The sequence below is a fragment of the Pseudomonas sp. SWRI179 genome (assembly GCF_014268705.1).
Lineage (GTDB): Bacteria > Pseudomonadota > Gammaproteobacteria > Pseudomonadales > Pseudomonadaceae > Aquipseudomonas > Aquipseudomonas zanjanensis.
Map to the genome: position 1 here is coordinate 103751 of NZ_JABWRA010000008.1, position 18616 is coordinate 122366.

Below are 18616 nucleotides of genomic sequence, written 5' to 3' on the forward strand. Positions count from 1 at the left end.
AAAACATGCTCAAAAAATTAAGGATCGGCAAAAACGGCCGATAACAACGGTGAACGGCATTTTGCCAGAGCTGAGCGTCGACCGAGAAAAATGTCAGACATTCAATCCACATCGATAGGCGTTATCTCCCCTTACGGCGATTACAGCCTGCGTAACACCCAAGCGCTGAGCGGCGTCAGTCACCTGTGGCAGGATTTTTTTGCCCGGGCCCTGGCCGATCAACTGGGTGATAACGCACCGGCGCCTGGCAGCTACCAGCCAAAGCCCCTCGATGAGGCCGTTGAACCGACCCTCGGTGCCGAACTGCTGGCGCACATTGTCAGCCAGCGTACCTGCGAAGTGACCGAAACACAGGTCAAGCCGCCTGAGCCGCTGTTCCTGCCCATCGCCGAATTCGAACTCGACCTGCTGGATAAACCCTTCCCGCCGTTCCCGCCAGAAGAAATCGTTGCCCAGCAACACCAGCAGACCTTCGAAAGCAACTGGGTCCGCCCACTCGTCCTCACCGCCGGCCAACCACTGCCGGAACCGGGCCCGGCGCCACAACCGCGTCCGTTGCACCTGCCGATCGCCGAATTCGAACTCGAGCTGCTGGACAAGCCGTTCCCGCCGTTCCCGGAAGAGGAATTGGTGGCGCAGCAGAAACAACTGGACTTCGACACCCGCTGGGCACGTCCGATCGTGCTGCAGAACCTGCGCATCGCCGCTTAAATCAGCGACAGATCCACCATGGCCCCACATCCAGATGAAAATGGTTGCGGTGCGCCGCGTTGTAATCCGGGCTCAAGACCACACTGAACATATCGCAGGCGCCATCCCGAGCCTGACGCAAGAAGCGCGCATCGGCGGTGTCCTTGGGCCAGTCCCTGAGCACGCTGATCGTGCGCCCATCGGCCAGGCGAAACCCGGCGATGTCCAGCGCGCTGGCGGTGGCGTGCTGGCTGCGCGCCCCGCTCTCACGCCCGTACATGTTGCGACAGGCGAAACTGCCCAAGTGATCGACCCGCGTTACTTTCTGCCCGTAGACCGCCATTGCCGCCGGCTGCAACCCGTGACGCTCGAACAACGCAAACGCCACCGCCAGCGGGCAACTGGCGAGGAAGCTGCTGCTCAACGCCACCTCACCGCCCTGCACCCTCAACACATTGGTCAATGGGCATGTGGTATTGGCGCCGCTGTCGGCCTGGCGCGCGGTGCGCAGCCCGGAGGTAGCGAGGGCCTGGTCGCACAGCTGCGGGTCGTTGCGCAGGGCCATGAGTTTGAAACGGGTGAGCAGATTGGGCGCCAGGTTGACGTCCAAAGGCGCCCAGGGATTCCATTGGGGCGGCAGCGCTACCCAGCCGCGCCATACCCCCAGCACGGCAAGGCCAATGAGCAGTGCCACTACCGCAAGAACTTTCAAAAACCGCACGACGTTGCCTCGGGCCTCAACCCTTGAATAATTGATTGGCCTGCTTGAACGGCATCGAGCGGCGCGTGAAGGTGAACGTACCTTTTTGCTGGATTTCCTCGGCGGCGCGGAAGAACTCGCCATACGCCGCCAGGGCCAACGCCGATCCGACGCTGATGCGCTTGACGCCCAACTCGCTCAACTGCGTCACCGTCAGGTCCAGCGCCCCGGACATCAGCACGTTCACCGGTTTTGGCGCCACGGCCTGCACCACCGCGAGCACTTGTTCGGCGCTGCTCAGCCCTGGGGCGTACAACACGTCGGCCCCCGCGTCCGCGAAGGCCTTGAGGCGGCGTATGGTGTCGTCCAGGTCCGGATTGCCATGCAGGAAATTTTCCGCCCGGGCCGTCAGCATGAAGGGAAACGACAAGCTGCGCACGACCTCGGCGGCGGCCTTGACCCGAGCTACCGCGTGGTCGAAGCAATAGATCGGGCTGTCTTCGCGCCCCGTGGCATCTTCGATCGAACCACCCACCGCGCCGGCCTCTGCCGCCCGGATCAGGCTGCGGGCGCAATCCTCGGGGGCATCGGCAAAACCGTTCTCCAGGTCGACGGCCACCGGCAGGTCAGTGGCCGCGACAATCGCCCGCACGTTGGCCAGGGTGTCTTCCAGACCCAGCGCGCCATCGGGTCGGCCCAGGGAAAAGGCGTGACCGGCACTGGTGGTCGCCAAGGCTTCAAAACCCAGGCTGGCGAGCATCTTGGCCGAACCGGCGTCCCACGGGTTGGGAATGACAAAAGCCCCTTCGCGTTCGTGCAAGGCCTTGAACGCCTGGGCTCGACGAATGTGCGCTTCCATGTAGTTCGCTCCTGAGCAGAGAGGGAGTGGGCCTCAGAGCAAACCCAGTTGCTCGGCGGCGGGCTCTCTATATAGCGCAGGCAGGGCCGGCAAGCCAGGCAATCGATGCATCAATCGCTCGTGAAAACGTTGCGCGAGCCTGGCGGCCAGCCGGTTGTCGGCGGTGTGCAGGAAGATATAGGGCGTGCGCCCTTCTTCGATCCAGCCGGCGATTTTCTCCACCCACGGCGTCAGGAACGGCTCGTTGGCTTCGAGCACCGGATGACCGATGAAACGCACTTGCGGACATTGGGTGAACGCCGCGGGCCGGGGCGGCACGCGGGGCTTTTTCGATTGTGCGTGAAGCACGGCGGGATCAAGGGAGGTGCAACTGAACAAGGCCCGGGGATCGAGGCAGATGCGTTCGACGCCGCGATCGAGCAACAGGCGATTGAGCCGTCGTTCGGCGTCGCCCTTGGCAAAAAAATCGTCGTGACGGACTTCGACGGCCAAGGGGCGCTGCAAGGCGTCGATGAACCCCGCCAGTTCCGGCAACCGATTCGGGGTAAAGGTCTTGGACAGTTGCAGCCAGTACGGCGCAACGCGCTCGCCCAAGGGGCTGAGCAGTTGCAGGAAGGTTTCAGTGGCCGTCAGCCGTTCGCGCAGGTCGCCATTGTGGCTGATGTCGCCAGGAAACTTGGCGGTGAAGCGAAAGTGCTCGGGCATGATTTCGGCCCAGCGCTGCACGGTCGGCGCAGACGGGCTGGCATAGAAGGTCGTATTGCCTTCCACGGCATTGAACACTTGGGAATAGAGATCGAGGAAATCGGTGCTTTTCGCATCCTGGGGATAAAGGTAATCGCGCCAGGCGTTTTCGCTCCAGGACGGGCAGCCCAGGTAGTAAGGCAAGACCATCAGATGTAGAGATCGAGTCCCAGCACTTCCATATCCCAATCGACGAAACCGGCGGTGCTCAGGTAGCTCGCCAGGGCCGTGGAGACACTGCGGCTCATCGCACGGTGATAAAGCATGTCTTGCTGACGGGCGGGGAGATTGCTCAGGCGTTGCGCAGAGGCTTTGGCGGCGCGGGCGGCCAGTTGCTCTTCAGACGGAAATTCCACCTCGCCATCGATGTCATCGAAGTTTTCCGGCTCGCTGGCTTTACCCGCACGAGGCCGACGCTTGATGGGGTAGGACTGGGATGAAACGCCGTCTATACGCATAACAGAATGCTCGGTATCAATGATGGCAATTTAGCGGCACTTTCGCAGCCGCGCAAATGCGCAAGTGATAACTAGAACACATAAAGTCGAAAAGGTTTAAAAACGGGCGGAAAAAGTGACGACTGGCATTATTTGAGTGTGACTTTTGGCGGCGAAAATGACTTTGTGGCGAGGGAGCTTGCTCCCGCTGGGCTGCGAAGCGGCCCCAAAAAATTGATTTCAATCTGGCAAGATAAGGTGCGAATGAAATTTTAGGGCCGCTTCGCGCCCCAGCGGGAGCAAGCTCCCTCGCCACAACTGTGCCCACTTGGGAATGCGGTCAAGTCTGGGATTACCGCTCGGACTTGGGGGTTGCGACTTTGTCCCGCAGGTACACCGGCTGCGCATCATCGGCTGGAATGGCCTCGCCGCGTTCCCAGGCGAAACGTGCCAGGGCCAGCAGGTCCTCGGCATGGGGCAGCATCGAGGCGTCCTGGCCGATGAGGCTGACACCGATCCGCTCGCCATAGCCCCAACCAGTGCCGGCGCCGAACCAATCACCGCTGGCATCGCCCGGCAACGCCGCCGCTTCGGGCGGCAACACCGCTTCAGCACCGACCAGGCGCATCTCGCCGTCGGTTTCGCGGTAGCAGCCCCAATACACCTCATCCATGCGCGCATCGATGGCCGCGGCAACTTGGCGAGCGCCCTGTTCGCGCAAGGCACGCTGGGCCAGCACCGCCAGGTTTGACACTGGCAGCACTGGCCGCTCCAGGGCAAATGCCAGGCCTTGCACCACGCCGATGGCGATGCGCACGCCGGTAAAAGCTCCCGGCCCACGGCCAAAGGCAATCGCATCCACCGCCTGCAAGGTCGTGCCGGCGTCGCTCAACAGTTTCTGGATCATCGGCAGCAGCTTCTGCGCATGCAGGCGCGGGATCACCTCGTAATGGCTCGTGACCTTGCCGTCGTGCAGCAAGGCAACGGAGCAAGCTTCAGTCGCGGTGTCCAGGGCCAGCAAGGTGCTCATCGATGTGTCCGTAAATCAGGTGGGGAAAAAGTGCGCCAGTATAAACAACTACGGCCCGCAAGCGGGCCGTAGTTGATGCAACTGATCAGGCTTTTCAGCTCAGCGCTTCGAGCACCTTGCCGGTGATCGCATCGACCGAGCCAACGCCCGGGATGTGGCTGTACTTCGGCTTGCCCTGGGCAGCCGACAGATTCTGGTAGAACGCCACCAGCGGCTTGGTCTGGGAATGGTAGACCGACAGGCGATGACGCACGGTTTCTTCGGTGTCGTCCTTGCGCTGCACCAGCTCTTCACCGGTGACGTCGTCCTTGCCCGCAAGTTTCGGCGGGTTGTAGACGGTGTGGTAGACACGGCCGGACGCCTCGTGGACACGACGACCGGCAATGCGCTGGACGATCTCTTCGTCGTCGACCGCGATTTCGACCACGTGATCGAGCTCAACACCGGCAGTCACCAGGGCTTCAGCCTGGGGAATGGTGCGCGGGAAGCCATCGAACAGGAAGCCATTGGCGCAGTCGGGTTGAGCGATGCGATCCTTGACCAGGGCGATGATCAGGTCATCCGACACCAGGCCGCCGGCATCCATGATGCTCTTGGCTTGAACACCCAGTGGCGTGCCAGCCTTGACCGCGGCACGCAGCATGTCGCCGGTGGAGATTTGCGGGATACCGAATTTTTCGGTGATGAACTTTGCCTGAGTACCTTTACCGGCCCCGGGAGCTCCCAGCAGAATGACGCGCATCGATGTGCTCCTCAATTTTTTTATGTAAAACGCTCGGATTCGCCTCGCGGGGCCAATCTTCGAAAAACTTGATCGTGACCGCCCAAACGGCCAAAGGCTGATCAAGATACACAGCAGGCCCGACCCACACAAGCCGCCGAAAGTCGGAGGAACCCGCGCCCGATACGACCTTCGGAGGGGGTGGCGAGCGCCGCAACCGGGCAACAAACTGTCGCCTGGCCGACCTGTCCCCGCCCCCGCAGAACAACGCCCGGGAACGCCGGGCGAGCCGTTTCGGTGCGCTGCCTGATCTTAGCCGGTATTGCGCAACCCGGCGGCAATCCCCGCCACAGACACCAGTAATGCCTGTTCCACGGGGCTGCCTTGGGCAACTTCCTGCTGGCGTGAGCGCGCCAACAGTTCGGCCTGCAACAGGTGCAACGGGTCGAGGTAGGTGTTGCGCAGGCGGATGAATTCCAGCGTGGCTGGGCTATGTGCCAGTAGCTGCGACTGACCGGTCAAGCCAAGCACCACCGTGCAGGCCTGCGACAATAGGTCGCGTAAATGCGCACCCAAAGGCAGCAGCCCAGGCTCCACCAAACGCTCGTCGTAAGAGCGGGCGATATCGGCGTCGGCCTTGGCCAGCACCATCTCCAGCATGTCGATGCGGGTCCGGAAGAACGGCCATTGCTCGCGCATCTGCCCCAGCAACTCCCCTTCGCCGCGCTCCAGGGCCTTGCTCAGTGCGGTTTCCCAACCGAGCCAGGCCGGCAACATCAGGCGGGTCTGGGTCCAGCCGAAAATCCACGGAATCGCCCGCAAGCTTTCGATGCCGCCGGCGCGACGCTTGGCCGGCCGGCTGCCCAGCGGCAGGCGCCCAAGTTCCTGCTCGGGGGTGGACTGGCGGAAGTACTCGACGAACTGCGGATTCTCCCGCACCACCGCGCGGTAGGCACTGACGCCATCGGCCGCCAGTTCATCCATCAAATCCCGCCACTGCGGCGTGGGTGGCGGCGGTGGCAGCAGCGTCGCTTCAAGCACCGCGGCGAGATACAGATTGAGGTTCTGTTCGGCGATGTCCGGCAGGCCGAATTTGAAACGAATCATTTCGCCCTGCTCGGTGGTGCGGAAACGCCCGGCCACCGAGCCCGGTGGCTGGGACAGGATCGCCGCGTGCGCCGGACCGCCACCACGGCCCACGGTGCCGCCACGACCGTGGAACAACAACAGTTCGACTTGCTGCTCGCGGCAGATGTCCACCAGCCGTTCCTGGGCCCGATATTGCGCCCAGGCCGCCGCCGTGGTCCCGGCATCCTTCGCCGAATCGGAATAGCCGATCATCACTTCCTGAGGGCCTTGCAGCCGTGAACGATAGCCCGGCAGCAGCAACAGCCGCTCGATCACCGGCCCGGCGTTGTCCAGGTCGGCCAGGGTCTCGAACAGCGGCACCACCCGCATCGGCCGCAACACCCCGGCGTCCTTCAACAACAGTTGCACAGCGAGGACATCGGACGCCGCGCCGGCCATGGAGATCACGTAGGAACCCAGGGACGCCGCCGGCGCCGCGGCCACTTCCCGGCACGTCGCCAACACTTCCGCCGTGTCGGCCGAGGGCTTGAAATGGGCCGGCAGCAGTGGACGCCGGTTGTTCAGCTCCTCCAGCAAAAAGCTGATGCGCTGCTCCTCGTTCCAATCCTCATAGCGACCCAGGCCCAGGTAGTCGGTGATTTCCGTCATGGCGGCGGTATGGCGCGTCGAGTCCTGGCGCACATCGAGGCGCACCAGGAACAAGCCGAAGGTCACCGCCCGCCGCAGGCAGTCGAGCAGCGGCCCATCGGCAATCACGCCCATGCCGCATTCGTGCAGGGAGTGGTAGCACAGCTCAAGGGGGTCCAGCAGTTCGCGGTTGTGCTGCAACACCTCGGCGCCTGGCGGCGTGGCGGCACTCAAGGAGGCGTGGGCCCAGTTGCGGGTGGCGCGCAGGCGTTCGCGCAGTTGCTTGAGCACGGCACGATACGGTTCGGCGCTGTCGCCGGCCTGGGCCCGCAAGGCCTCGCTGGCGTTTTGCATGGACAGTTCGGCCGCCAGTTGGTCGACGTCACGCAGGTACAGGTCCGCCGCCATCCACCGCGCCAATAACAGCACCTCGCGGGTCACGGCGGCGGTGACATTCGGGTTGCCGTCACGGTCGCCGCCCATCCACGAGGCAAAGCGGATCGGCGCGGCCTCCAGCGGCAGGCGCAGCCCGGTGGCGGCATGCAAGGCCTGGTCGGCCTTGCGCAGGTAATTGGGGATGGCGTGCCACAGCGAATGCTCGATCACCGCGAAGCCCCACTTGGCCTCGTCCACCGGGGTCGGCCGGGTGCGGCGGATTTCTTCGGTGTGCCAGGCTTCGGCGATCAAGCGTTGCAGGCGCTCGTGGATCTGCGCGCGCTCGGCACTGGTCAGGTCGCGGTGATCCTGGGCCGCCAGTTGCGCGGCGATGGCGTCGTATTTCTGGATCAGGGTACGGCGGGCCACTTCCGTGGGGTGAGCGGTGAGGACCAGTTCGATTTCCAGGCGGCCCAACTGCCGGGCCAGGGCCTCGGCGCCATGGCCTTCGGCCCGCAGCCGGGCAAGCAACTCAGGCAGGACCCGTGCCTCGAAAGGCGCCGGTTGCGCTTCTTCGCGGCGATGGATCAGTTGGTACTGTTCGGCGATGTTGGCGAGGTTGAGGAATTGGTTGAACGCGCGCGCCACCGGCAGCAGTTCGTCCTCGCTCAGTTGATTGAGGCTGGCACTGAGTTCGGCATCCACGGAACCGCGTCGGTCAGCCTTGGCGCCCTTGCGGATCTGCTCGATCTTGTCGAGAAACGTGTCCCCGTACTGTTCGCGGATGGTATTGCCCAGCAGTTCGCCAAGCAGGTGGACATCCTCGCGCAAGCGGGCATCGATATCGGTCATCAGCATTTCTCCAGCAAAAAAGTCCGGACAGCTCTTGGATCAGAGAGTGCCGATGCCCGTCGCTTATGACAAGCGACGAAGGGACTTTAAACCTTGCACAACAAAGCTAGTCTCATGGGTAAGCCACACAACGGCTTGTCACTCACCGCGCCTGCCCCGAGCAGGCTGATTGAGGTCATCATGAAAATTCGTGAACTTGCCCAGCATTGGGAAGCAAACGCCAAGGGCCGCCTGACCCAGACGGGCTACACGATCCACCTGGACGTCGAAGCCGCCGCACGCCTGGCTGCGATCTGCGACATGTACCCCAAGCGCCAGCCCGAGGAGCTGCTGGGCGAGCTGATCGGGGCCGCATTGGAAGAGCTTGAAGCCAGCTTCCCCTACATCAAGGGTTCGCAAGTTGTCGCCACCGATGAGGAAGGTGACCCGCTGTATGAAGACGTAGGACCGACCCCACGATTCCTCGCCCTGTCGCGCCGGCATCTGCACGAACTTTCCTCGCAGAACGACAAATCCAAACACTGATTCCCTTCACTCCAGGTTGCGGTTTTCCGGCGCGGGGCCTTTCCCACCTACGCCGGGAATACCGCTGCGCGCCTTGAAAGTTCAGCTTTTCTGCCGCTGACCGATCAGTCAGTAATTCTTTTGGCGAATGGCCATCCTCGCTGAACTTTTGAAAAACGCCTCGGGTCACACCGAGTAACCATACTGGAACGGTCGTTTAAATAAACGCGCCTTGGCGCCAACACCAAACCAGACGTCATGGCTTCGGTCCCAGCATGGATTTGTCGTTTTTTCAGGAGTTTTCCAATGGAGTTGAAGCCTATGAATACCTGCACTGCCAAACCCTCATCCAGTGGCCTGCGCGGCTTGAAGTTGGCTGCCCTGGCGATCGGTAGCAGCTTCATTCTCGCCGGTTGCGCCGGTAACCCACCTTCGGAGCAGTACGCGGTGACCCAGTCGGCGGTCAACAGCGCCGTCAGCGCCGGTGGTACCGAATTTGCCGCCGTGGAAATGAAATCGGCCCAGGACAAGCTCAAGCAAGCCGAAATCGCCATGCATGACGAGAACTACGAAGAAGCCAAGCGACTGGCCGAACAAGCCGAATGGGATGCCCGCGTCGCCGAGCGCAAGGCCCAGGCCGCCAAGGCCGAACAAGCCCTCAAGGACTCTCAGAAAGGGGTTCAGGAACTGCGTCAGGAAGGCATGAACAAGGTTCAGTAGACCGTTCACGCCACGACGTACTTCTCATTGATAAAAGGACGACAGACTATGATGCACAAACACTTGATGATGCCCGCCCTGCTCGCTGCCTGCGTAGCCCTGGCCGCTTGCTCCCACGACCCGAACGCCAATCTTGAACAGGCGCGGACCAATTACAACGGCCTGCAAGCCGACCCGGCGGCGACCAAAGTGGCCGCCCTGGAAACCAAGGACGCGGCGGATTTCCTGGCCAAGGCCGACAAGGCCTACCTGGACCGGGAAGACGAAGCCAAGGTCGACCAACTGGCCTACCTGACCAACCAGCGCGTCGAAGTGGCCAAGCAGACCATCGCCCTGCGCAATGCCGAAGCCGAACTGAAAAACGCTGGTGACGAACGCGCCCGTGCCCTGCTCGACGCGCGCAACGCGCAGATCAAGCAACTGCAAGACAGCCTCAACGCCAAGCAGACCGAGCGCGGTACGCTGGTGACTTTCGGCGACGTGCTGTTCGCCACCAACAAGTCCGACCTGCGCACCAGCGGCATGACGAATGTGAGCAAACTGGCGCAGTTCCTCCAGGAAAACCCGGACCGCAAGGTGATCATTGAAGGCTACACCGACAGCACCGGCTCGGATTCCTACAACCAATCGCTGTCCGAACGCCGCGCCAGCTCGGTGCGTACCGCCCTGGTAAAAATGGGCGTGGACCCGGCCCGCATCGTGACCCAGGGTTACGGCAAGGAGTTCCCGGTGGCCGACAACACCAGCGTCTCGGGCCGCGCCATGAACCGTCGCGTGGAAGTGACCATCTCCAACGACAACCAGCCAGTGGCCCCGCGCTCGACCATGAGCGCCAACTGATCGGCTGAGTAAAACCAAAAAGCCCCGCCTGATTGAAGTCAGGCGGGGCTTTTTATCGGCCAACACAAATCCCCTTGTGGGAGCGGGCTTGCTCGCGAAAGCGTCCGGCCAGCTACCTATGCAGTGACTGACACACCGCCTTCGCGAGCAAGCCCGCTCCCACAGGAGATTTGTGGTGTCGTTGGGATTGGATTACGGCTGCAGTTTTTGTGGTGTTTCCTGCCCCATGCACCGCACCGCGCGTTTCTTCTCGTTGATCAACACACCGGTCAGGCCTTTCTGCTCGGTGTCGAACAACACCAGCACGCCATCAATGCACTGGGCGACCTGCGGCGCCGGTTCCAAGGAGACTTTGTAATCCTCCCCCGGCACGGTCTTGAGCATGGTGAACTGGTTGAGCAGCAACGCATCCTCGGGCTTGGCGAAATGCAGGTAGCCGTAGTACCACAGCACTGCGACGGTGCCCAGGATGCTGCAGATACCGGTGATGATCAGGGGGATGGCGTTACGTTCTTCGCTCATTGCGGGTTCTCTGGTGGTTCAACGGGTGATTTCGGGTAGTTCGGGACCTCGCCCAGGCGGCGCAGGCCGTCAAAGTGCCGGGGATCGTCGAGGTAGCGCAGCATCACGGTGCGCCACGTCGGGTCGGCGAAGGTCTGCACATGGCCGCCCCGCGTCAACTGCAGGACCCGCGGCGGCGGCGCAGCTTGATACAAGCGGATGCCATTGGAAAGGGGCACGATGGGGTCGTCGAGGCTGTGGTAGATCAACTTCGGCACGCCGTTCAACTGCGCCACGGAGCTGATCGCGCTGTCACCGTCCGGCACCAGCCAGGACAACGGCACCTGGAACGGCCAGGTCAGCCACGAGGTACTCAGGGCAAAACGCCCGACGTCGCGATAGCTGGCGGGCACGCCATCGAGCACCAGGGCCTTGAGCTGCCGTTGGCGCTGGGGATGTTCGACCAGATAATGCACCGCCAGCGCGCCGCCCAGGCTCTGACCGAGCAGCACCAGCGGCTTGCCCTGGACCTCGGGCGACTGGTCGAGCCATTGGAACGCCGCGTCGATGTCCTGGTAGATCGCCGGCAGGCTCGGCTCGCCTTCGGACACGCCATAACCCCGATAATCGACCATCAACACTTGGTAGCCCTGCTCTGGCAACCACCAGCTCCCGCCCAGGTGCCACGCCAGGTTGCCGCCGTTGCCGTGCAAATGCAGGACCGTGCCCTTGATCTCCACGCCTGGTTTGACGGGCAGCCACCAGCCCCGGAGCTTGAGATTGTCAGCGGTGGTCAGGGTGACGTCGCGGTACTCGAGCCTGGCCCGCTCCGGGGTAAACGGCAGGCCGCGTTCGGGGTAGAACAGCAGGGAGCTGCAACCGCCCAGGGCCAGCAGCAGGCAGATGATGCCGAGGGTTCGCATCCGGTGAAGCCTCGCAAAAAATCAGAGTTGGAACACCGTCCTTTGTGGGAGCGGGCTTGCTCGCGAAGGCGGTGTGTCAGTCAATATTATCCTTAGCTGACACACCGCTTTCGCGAGCAAGCCCGCTCCCACAGGGGGACGGTGTTGTGATTAAAGAATATTGGAATAATCCGCTTCGATCCGGTCCAGGCTCAGATGGTTCAGGAAGTTGGAGAAACACATCCAGGCCGACAGGGCATTCATGTCGCGGAATTGCTCAGGCAAGTATTTAGGCGGCACCACCAGGCCTTCGTCCACCAACTGGCGCAACGTGCGCATGTCCTCGAGGGTGGTCTTGCCGCAGAACAGCAGCGGCACCTGCTCCAGCTTGCCTTTGCGCACGGCCAACTGAATGTAGTTGTAAACCATGATGAAGCCCTTGAGGTAGGACAAGTCTTTGGTGAATGGCAGCCCGGTGGGCACCGAGCCACGGAACACCCGACTGGCGTTGCCGTAGCTTTCGGCCATTTCAAAACCCTGCTCGCGGAAGAACTCGAAGACCTGCAGGAAATCGGCGCCCTCCTCCACCATGTGAATGGCCCGGGTGCGGTTGGTCAGTTTGCGCAGGCGACTCGGGTAGGAGGCGAAGGTGATGATCTCCATCAGGATCGCCAGGCCCTCCTGGGTCACCGTGGATGAGGGCGGGCCCTTGGACAGGAAGGTGCAGATCGGCTGGTTCAACCCATTGAGGGTGGTGCCGACGTGCACCAGCCCTTCGTGGACCTCCAGCGCCCGTACGTCGCGCTCGTTGAACATCGCATCGGTGCGGATCTTGATGTAGTCGGCGCCCGCCGCCGCGTCGGCGACGATGCCATCGGACTCGAACACGCGGATGGTTTCCTCGGCTTCGCCGAACACCCGGTTGAGGCGATGCTGCAACAGGCTGACGGCTTCCTTGGCGCTGAGGACCTTCGGCTCGTCCTTGAGGTCGCCACGGCCATCGATGTTGTTCAGGTAGTCGGAGAGCATCAGGCCCAGGTCGGCCAGGGTCGGGTCGCCGGCGTGGAAGGCATCGGAGGCAGCGCCATAGAGCTCCTGGGAAATCAGCCCGAAATCCTCGGTGCCACGCGCTTCGAGCATGCGCACCACCATGCGGTATTCCTTGCACATGCGACGCATGATCTGGCCCACCGGGTTGAACTGCCCCAGTTGGCGGGTGATGTCACGCTCGATGTTCTGGAACTCCAGCTTTACTTTGCTGGAATCAAAAGACAGGGGCCGGTTGAGGTAATAGTCGCGATCCACCGCAGGCATTTCCTTGCCCTTGGCCTTGAGGAACCCCTTGCGGATGTTCTCGTCCCACTTCACCGCGTCGAGAATGCGAATCGGCGTTTGCGCCAGCACAATGCGATCGGACAAGGTGCGTATCGTCTGCTGGTAATCGTCCACCGAAAACTCCTGTGAAAAAACGTCCGCTTGTTGCAATTATTGGGATTTGGCCAGTCGCTGGTAACGCACGGCTTCCGAAAACACATCGGAATTGGCCGGGTCGTCTAGGTAGTTGAAAACCTTGTTCATGTCGCTGTCCACCAGCACACCGTCGCCTTCTTCGCTCTGGTTCGGCTGGCCGCTGAGGATCTTCTGGCCGATGGCCTGGTTGATCTGCTCCAGGTCCAGGTTGTAGACCACCAGTTCCTGTTTATCGGTCAATTCGAAACCGGCGATCAGGAAATGTCCACCGTAGCGGGCCGGCACCTTGGCCGACAGGTACCAGCGACTGCCATGACGGGAGACGGTCAAGGGGACGGCTTCGCGCTCATGGGGCTGGGCCCTGAAGTAGCTGATGGCCTGGTAGCGGTGCTTGCCGACTTGCGTCAGCTCCAGGTTCAACGGTTCGCCCCAGGCATTGGTGCTGGTCCATTGGCCGAGCAGGCCATCGGGCGCGGCTTCGCTGTTGGGTAACGGCGCCTTGAAGGACACCAGGCAACCACTGAGCAGTAGCAACGACGCGGCCAGTACAACGGCAGGCCAGGCTTTCATTTGAACTCCCTATGGCACAGGTCGCTTTATCCCCTGTGGCGAGGGAGCTTGCTCCCGCTTGAGTGCGCAGCGCTCACAAAAAAGGGGCTGCTGCGCAGCCCAGCGGGAGCAAGCTCCCTCGCCACAAGGGCTGTGGTGAACCCATCTGGATCACACCGACGCCAATACCAGGTGCATGTAGCGGGTCAGGATGCCGAGCATGTCTTCATCGGCTACCGGCTCGGCGCCATTGAGCAAGCCCTGATATTCCATCCGTCCGATAATCGCCGTCAACACTTTGGCATCCTGTTGCGGTTCGCGGGAGCCTAAAACCTGGAAAAACTGACACGTGCCATGCAGCAAAATCTGCTGGTGGGAACGCACCAACTCCGCCAGGCGTGGGTTGAGCAGCGCTTCCTGACGAAAGGCCTGCTCGGCCATCAGGTACTCGCGACGGCTGTCCAGTTGATGCCGCACGTAGTCGGCGGTCATCCGCGCGATGTCGTCCGCCAGTTGCGAGCGCGACTGGGCGCTGCCGTCACCATAGGCGACCATTTCCCGCAGAAGGCCTTCGTTGTTGGCCCACAGCTTGCCCATGAACGCCGCGCTGCGTTCCACATACTGGGCGAAGGTATCGGTGAGCAAATCGTCGATGTCCTTGAAATAGTACGTAGTGGCCGACAGCGGCACGCCCGCTTCGGCGGCCACCGCACGGTGACGCACCGCACGCACGCCATCGCGCACCACGATGCGCATGGCCGCGTCGAGAATCTCCTGGCGACGCTGCTCACTGCCCTGTCGGCTGGCCTTGCGGCCCTGGTACTGAACACTTTCAGCGACAGCCGTGGCGACGCCCGCTGCACCTTCTGAAGCCATTGCACGATTCACGACAGGTCTTCCTCGCTCTTTGAAAAAGTAACCAATTGATACGTTTGTACCAGACAGGCAATAAAAAGCCGCCCATCGAGGCGGCTTTTTATTTGAAACAATTACGCTTGGGGCCGCATGTGCGGGAAGAGGATCACATCCCGGATCGACGGTGAGTTGGTCAACAACATCACCAGGCGATCGATGCCGATGCCTTCGCCAGCGGTCGGCGGCATGCCGTACTCCAGGGCGCGCACGAAGTCGGCATCGTAGTGCATGGCTTCGTCGTCGCCGGCGTCCTTGTCGGCCACCTGGGCCATGAAACGCTCGGCCTGGTCTTCGGCATCGTTGAGCTCGGAGTAGGCGTTGGCGATTTCACGACCACCGATGAACAGCTCGAAACGGTCGGTCACGCTTGGGTTCTCGTCGTTGCGACGGGCCAGCGGCGACACTTCGAACGGGTACTGGGTGATGAAGTGCGGCTGTTCCAGCTTGTGCTCGACCAGTTCTTCGAAAATCATCACTTGCAACTTGCCCAGGCCTTCGAAGCCGAGGACCTTGGCGCCGGCCTTCTTGGCGATGGCGCGGGCCTTGTCGATGTCGTTCAGGTCATCGGCAGTCAGTTCAGGGTTGTACTTGAGGATCGAGTCGAACACCGACAGGCGCACGAACGGCTCGCCGAAGTGGAACACCTTGTCGCCGTACGGCACGTCGGTAGTGCCCAGGACCAACTGCGCCAGCTCGCGGAACAGTTCCTCGGTCAGGTCCATGTTGTCTTCGTAGTCGGCGTAGGCCTGGTAGAACTCGAGCATGGTGAACTCGGGGTTGTGCCGGGTCGAAACGCCTTCGTTACGGAAGTTGCGGTTGATCTCGAAGACTTTTTCGAAGCCACCGACCACCAGACGCTTGAGGTACAGCTCCGGCGCGATGCGCAGGAACATTTCCATGTCCAAGGCGTTGTGGTGGGTTTCGAACGGCTTGGCCGCCGCGCCGCCGGGGATGGTCTGCAGCATCGGCGTCTCGACTTCCAGGAAGTCACGCTTCATCAGGAAGCTGCGGATGTGGGCGATGACTTGCGAGCGGACGCGGAAGGTCTGGCGCACGTCTTCGTTGACGATCAGGTCGACGTAGCGCTGGCGATAGCGTTGTTCGGTGTCGGTCAGCCCGTGGTGCTTGTCCGGCAGCGGGCGCAGGGACTTGGTCAGCAGGCGCACGTTGGTCATCTCGACGTACAGGTCGCCCTTGCCGGAACGGGCCAGGGTGCCTTCGGCGGAGATGATGTCGCCCAGGTCCCAGGTCTTGACGGCGGCCAGGGTTTCTTCCGGCAGGGTCTTGCGGTTGACGTAGACCTGGATGCGCCCGGTCATGTCCTGGATCACCATGAACGAACCACGGTCGAGCATGATACGACCGGCCACCTTGACTGGAATCGCCGCCTCGGCCAGCTCTTCCTTGGTCTTGTCCGCGTACTTCTTCTGCAAGGCGTCGCAGTACGAATCGCGGCGGAAGTCGTTGGGGAAGGCCTGGCCCTTGGCGCGCTCGGCAGCAAGCTTTTCCTTGCGCAGGGCGATCAGGGAGTTTTCTTCCTGTTGCAGGGCTTGCGGGTCGAGTTCTAGGTCGCTCATGTCTTTAAGGATTCCATCACAGGTTCGTTGCCCCCGGCCCGGGCCGGAGTTTGCGGGCGAGCCGCGCTTTCTGTGCAAGCGTGGCCCGTCCGCCGCATGGGTGTCGCGTTACAGCCCTTGTTTGAGGCTGGCGATCAGGTATTCATCGATATCGCCGTCGAGCACCTTGTCGCAATCACTGCGTTCGATACTGGTCCGCAGGTCCTTGATCCGCGAGGCGTCGAGCACGTACGAACGGATCTGGTGACCCCAGCCGATGTCCGACTTGGTGTCTTCCAGGGCCTGGGACGCCGCGTTGCGCTTCTGCACTTCCTGCTCGTACAGGCGGGCCCGCAGCATCTTCATCGCGGTGTCTTTGTTGGCGTGCTGGGAACGTTCGTTCTGGCAACTGACCACGGTGTTGGTCGGTACGTGGGTGATCCGTACGGCCGAGTCGGTGGTGTTGACGTGCTGGCCACCGGCCCCGGAGGAACGGTAGGTGTCGATGCGCAGGTCCGCCGGGTTGATCTCGATTTCGATGTTGTCATCGATTTCCGGCGAAACGAACACGGCCGAGAACGAGGTGTGGCGACGGTTGCCGGAGTCGAACGGGCTCTTGCGCACCAGGCGGTGCACGCCGATCTCGGTCCGCAGCCAGCCAAAGGCGTATTCGCCCTTGATGTGCACGGTGGCGCCCTTGATCCCGGCGACTTCACCGGCCGACAGCTCCATGATGGTAGCGTCGAAACCGCGTTTGTCGGCCCAGCGCAGGTACATGCGCAGCAGGATGTTGGCCCAGTCCTGGGCTTCGGTGCCGCCGGAACCGGCCTGGATGTCCAGGTAGGCGTTGTTCATGTCCATCTCGCCGCTGAACATGCGACGGAATTCCAGCTTGGCGAGGTTCTCGTCCAGGCGGGTCAGCTCGGCGACGACATCGCCGACCGCGCCTTCGTCGTTCTCTTCGACAGCCATGTCCAGCAGGTCGCGGCAATCGGCCAGGCCGCTGGACAGCTCGTCCAGGGTCTCGACGATCTGCGCCAGCGCAGAACGCTCGCGGCCCAGCTCCTGGGCGTACGAAGGGTTGTTCCAGACATTCGGATCTTCAAGCTCGCGATTGACTTCGGTCAGGCGCTCATGCTTTTGATCGTAGTCAAAGATACCCCCGAATAGTTTCGGAGCGCTCGGACAGGTCCTTGATGGTGTTAAGGATCGGGTTGATTTCCATGGCGGGCAGCACTCGTTGGCGAACTTTTGAAAGCCGGCGAGTATAACGTAATCAAGCGCCAGCGGCAGCCCGCCTGGCGGCTTTAGGGGCAATGAGGTTCAGCGTCCGGCCCCTGTGGCGAGGGAGCTTGCTCCCGCTGGGTTGCGCAGCAGCCCCAAAACGGCCCCCTCAATCGACCTGGCACACCGAGCCAACTGGTTTCAGGGCCGCTGCGCGCCCCAGCGGGAGCAAGCTCCCTCGCCACAAAGGCATCCCTGCCGACATTCAGGATGGCTTATTCAACCCCAACCCGATTACGCCCATTGTGCTTGGCCAGGTACAACCCCTTGTCCGCCGCCGAGATCAGCTGACGGCTGTCGCCACCCTGCTGGGGAGTGAAGGTCGAGACGCCGATGCTGATGGTCAGGTTTTCGCCGCCGTCGGGCGTGGCGTGGGGGATTTTCAGGGCGACGACGCTCTGGCGCAGTTTCTCGGCCATCAGCCGGGCGCCGCCTGGCGAGGTGCCGGGCAGCACCAGGGCGAACTCCTCGCCGCCGTAGCGGGCCGGCAGGTCGGACGGCCGACTGCACGCCTCGCGGATGGCCGTGGCGACCTTGCGCAGGGCTTCGTCGCCTTCCAAGTGGCCGAAGTTGTCGTTGTAGGACTTGAAGTAGTCCACGTCGATCATCAGCAGTGACAGTTGGCTCTGGTCGCGCATCGCCCTGCGCCATTCCAGTTCCAGGTACTCATCGAAGTGCCGGCGGTTGGACAGCCCGGTCAGGCCATCGGAGTTCATCAAGCGTTGCAGCACCAGGTTGGTGTCGAGCAATTGCTGCTGGCTGACCCGCAATGCGCGATAGGCCGCGTCGCGCTGCAACAGCATCATGTAGGAACGCGAGTGATAGCGGATGCGCGCCACCAGCTCGATGTTGTCCGGCAATTTGACCAGGTAGTCGTTGGCCCCGGCGGCGAACGCCGCGCTCTTGATCAGCGGGTCCTCCTTGGTGGACAGGACAATGATCGGGATATCGCGGGTGGACGGATGGTTACGGTACTCGCGCACCAGGCTCAGGCCGTCGAGGCCGGGCATCACCAGGTCCTGGAGAATCACCGTCGGCTTGATGCGCACCGCGTGGGCGATGGCCTGGTGGGGATCGGAGCAGAAGTGGAAGTCGATGTTGTCTTCATTCGACAGCCCGCGCCGCACCGCCTCGCCGATCATCGCCTGGTCGTCGACGAGCAGGACCATGGCGGCGTTCTCATCGCGCTTGAATTCGTCGAGCTGCAAATCAGTCATGATGGCTTACCTGGGTACGGCCTGGGGCAAGGTT

Annotated in this window: 19 protein-coding genes; 4 read left to right on the forward strand and 15 right to left on the reverse strand. The window is 62.2% G+C overall.

What is annotated here, in order from left to right:
- Positions 1-90 precede the first annotated feature (90 nt).
- The gene (locus tag HU767_RS06840; RefSeq protein WP_186728943.1) at positions 91-711 is read left to right on the forward strand and encodes an energy transducer TonB; all 621 of its coding nucleotides are present in this window, start codon (positions 91-93) and stop codon (positions 709-711) included.
- Between the two features lies 1 nt (position 712).
- Here HU767_RS06840 and HU767_RS06845 read toward each other — a convergent pair whose 3' ends face one another.
- The 7 genes from HU767_RS06845 to ppc all read right to left on the reverse strand — a co-directional run bounded on the left by HU767_RS06845 (position 713) and on the right by ppc (position 8124).
- Positions 713-1411, reverse strand: a complete 699-nt coding sequence (locus tag HU767_RS06845; protein WP_186728945.1) for an extensin family protein — start codon at positions 1409-1411, stop codon at positions 713-715.
- A 16-nt stretch (positions 1412-1427) separates the two neighbouring features.
- Positions 1428-2249 (reverse strand): isocitrate lyase/phosphoenolpyruvate mutase family protein, encoded by an 822-nt coding sequence (locus HU767_RS06850; RefSeq protein WP_186728947.1) that lies wholly within the window; start codon positions 2247-2249, stop codon positions 1428-1430.
- A 33-nt stretch (positions 2250-2282) separates the two neighbouring features.
- Entirely contained in the window at positions 2283-3143 is an 861-nt protein-coding gene (locus tag HU767_RS06855; protein WP_186705475.1) for a DUF72 domain-containing protein, read from the reverse strand.
- On the reverse strand, positions 3143-3451 hold the full coding sequence (locus tag HU767_RS06860; protein ID WP_186705474.1) for a hypothetical protein: 309 nt from the start codon (positions 3449-3451) through the stop codon (positions 3143-3145). The genes HU767_RS06855 and HU767_RS06860 overlap by 1 nt, the downstream gene beginning before the upstream one ends.
- A 331-nt stretch (positions 3452-3782) precedes the next feature.
- Positions 3783-4460, reverse strand: a complete 678-nt coding sequence (tsaB, locus tag HU767_RS06865; RefSeq protein WP_186705473.1) for a tRNA (adenosine(37)-N6)-threonylcarbamoyltransferase complex dimerization subunit type 1 TsaB — start codon at positions 4458-4460, stop codon at positions 3783-3785.
- 94 nt (positions 4461-4554) lie between these two features.
- The gene (gene adk, locus HU767_RS06870; protein ID WP_186705472.1) at positions 4555-5202 is read right to left on the reverse strand and encodes an adenylate kinase; all 648 of its coding nucleotides are present in this window, start codon (positions 5200-5202) and stop codon (positions 4555-4557) included.
- A gap of 291 nt (positions 5203-5493) precedes the next feature.
- A complete protein-coding gene (gene ppc / locus HU767_RS06875; RefSeq protein ID WP_186728949.1) occupies positions 5494-8124 on the reverse strand; it encodes a phosphoenolpyruvate carboxylase in 2631 nt (876 codons plus the stop codon).
- Positions 8125-8304: 180 nt separating this feature from the next.
- Here ppc and HU767_RS06880 point away from each other — a divergent pair, with 180 nt between their 5' ends.
- The 3 genes from HU767_RS06880 (at position 8305) to HU767_RS06890 (ending at position 10188) form a co-directional block, all read left to right on the forward strand.
- On the forward strand, positions 8305-8649 hold the full coding sequence (locus tag HU767_RS06880) for a pilin assembly protein (protein WP_186705470.1): 345 nt from the start codon (positions 8305-8307) through the stop codon (positions 8647-8649).
- Between the two features lie 285 nt (positions 8650-8934).
- Entirely contained in the window at positions 8935-9348 is a 414-nt protein-coding gene (locus tag HU767_RS06885; RefSeq protein ID WP_186705469.1) for a DUF4398 domain-containing protein, read from the forward strand.
- 51 nt (positions 9349-9399) lie between these two features.
- Positions 9400-10188, forward strand: coding sequence for an OmpA family protein (locus HU767_RS06890; RefSeq protein ID WP_186728987.1), 789 nt, complete (start codon positions 9400-9402; stop codon positions 10186-10188).
- Between the two features lie 192 nt (positions 10189-10380).
- Here HU767_RS06890 and HU767_RS06895 read toward each other — a convergent pair whose 3' ends face one another.
- From HU767_RS06895 to HU767_RS06930, 8 genes are all read right to left on the reverse strand, one after another.
- Positions 10381-10710: a hypothetical protein gene (locus tag HU767_RS06895; protein WP_030139524.1), complete on the reverse strand. Its 330-nt coding sequence runs from the start codon at positions 10708-10710 to the stop codon at positions 10381-10383.
- Complete coding sequence (locus HU767_RS06900) at positions 10707-11612, reverse strand: alpha/beta hydrolase (RefSeq protein WP_186705468.1); 906 nt, start codon at positions 11610-11612, stop codon at positions 10707-10709. The genes HU767_RS06895 and HU767_RS06900 overlap by 4 nt, the downstream gene beginning before the upstream one ends.
- A 150-nt stretch (positions 11613-11762) precedes the next feature.
- Positions 11763-13040: a flavohemoglobin expression-modulating QEGLA motif protein gene (locus HU767_RS06905; protein ID WP_003185001.1), complete on the reverse strand. Its 1278-nt coding sequence runs from the start codon at positions 13038-13040 to the stop codon at positions 11763-11765.
- Between the two features lie 36 nt (positions 13041-13076).
- On the reverse strand, positions 13077-13631 hold the full coding sequence (locus HU767_RS06910) for a hypothetical protein (protein ID WP_186728951.1): 555 nt from the start codon (positions 13629-13631) through the stop codon (positions 13077-13079).
- 150 nt (positions 13632-13781) lie between these two features.
- Positions 13782-14498 (reverse strand): TetR family transcriptional regulator, encoded by a 717-nt coding sequence (locus HU767_RS06915; RefSeq protein WP_053118752.1) that lies wholly within the window; start codon positions 14496-14498, stop codon positions 13782-13784.
- A 101-nt stretch (positions 14499-14599) separates the two neighbouring features.
- Entirely contained in the window at positions 14600-16102 is a 1503-nt protein-coding gene (lysS, locus tag HU767_RS06920; protein WP_186705466.1) for a lysine--tRNA ligase, read from the reverse strand.
- A gap of 108 nt (positions 16103-16210) precedes the next feature.
- Positions 16211-17306, reverse strand: a protein-coding gene (gene prfB / locus HU767_RS06925; protein WP_095963568.1) for a peptide chain release factor 2 whose coding sequence is annotated in 2 segments (ribosomal slippage) — positions 16211-17233 and positions 17235-17306 — 1095 coding nt in all. Because the reading frame shifts where the segments join, the coding sequence is not laid out codon by codon here.
- Between the two features lie 274 nt (positions 17307-17580).
- Positions 17581-18582: a diguanylate cyclase gene (locus HU767_RS06930; RefSeq protein ID WP_186728958.1), complete on the reverse strand. Its 1002-nt coding sequence runs from the start codon at positions 18580-18582 to the stop codon at positions 17581-17583.
- Between the last annotated feature and the right edge of the window lie 34 nt (positions 18583-18616).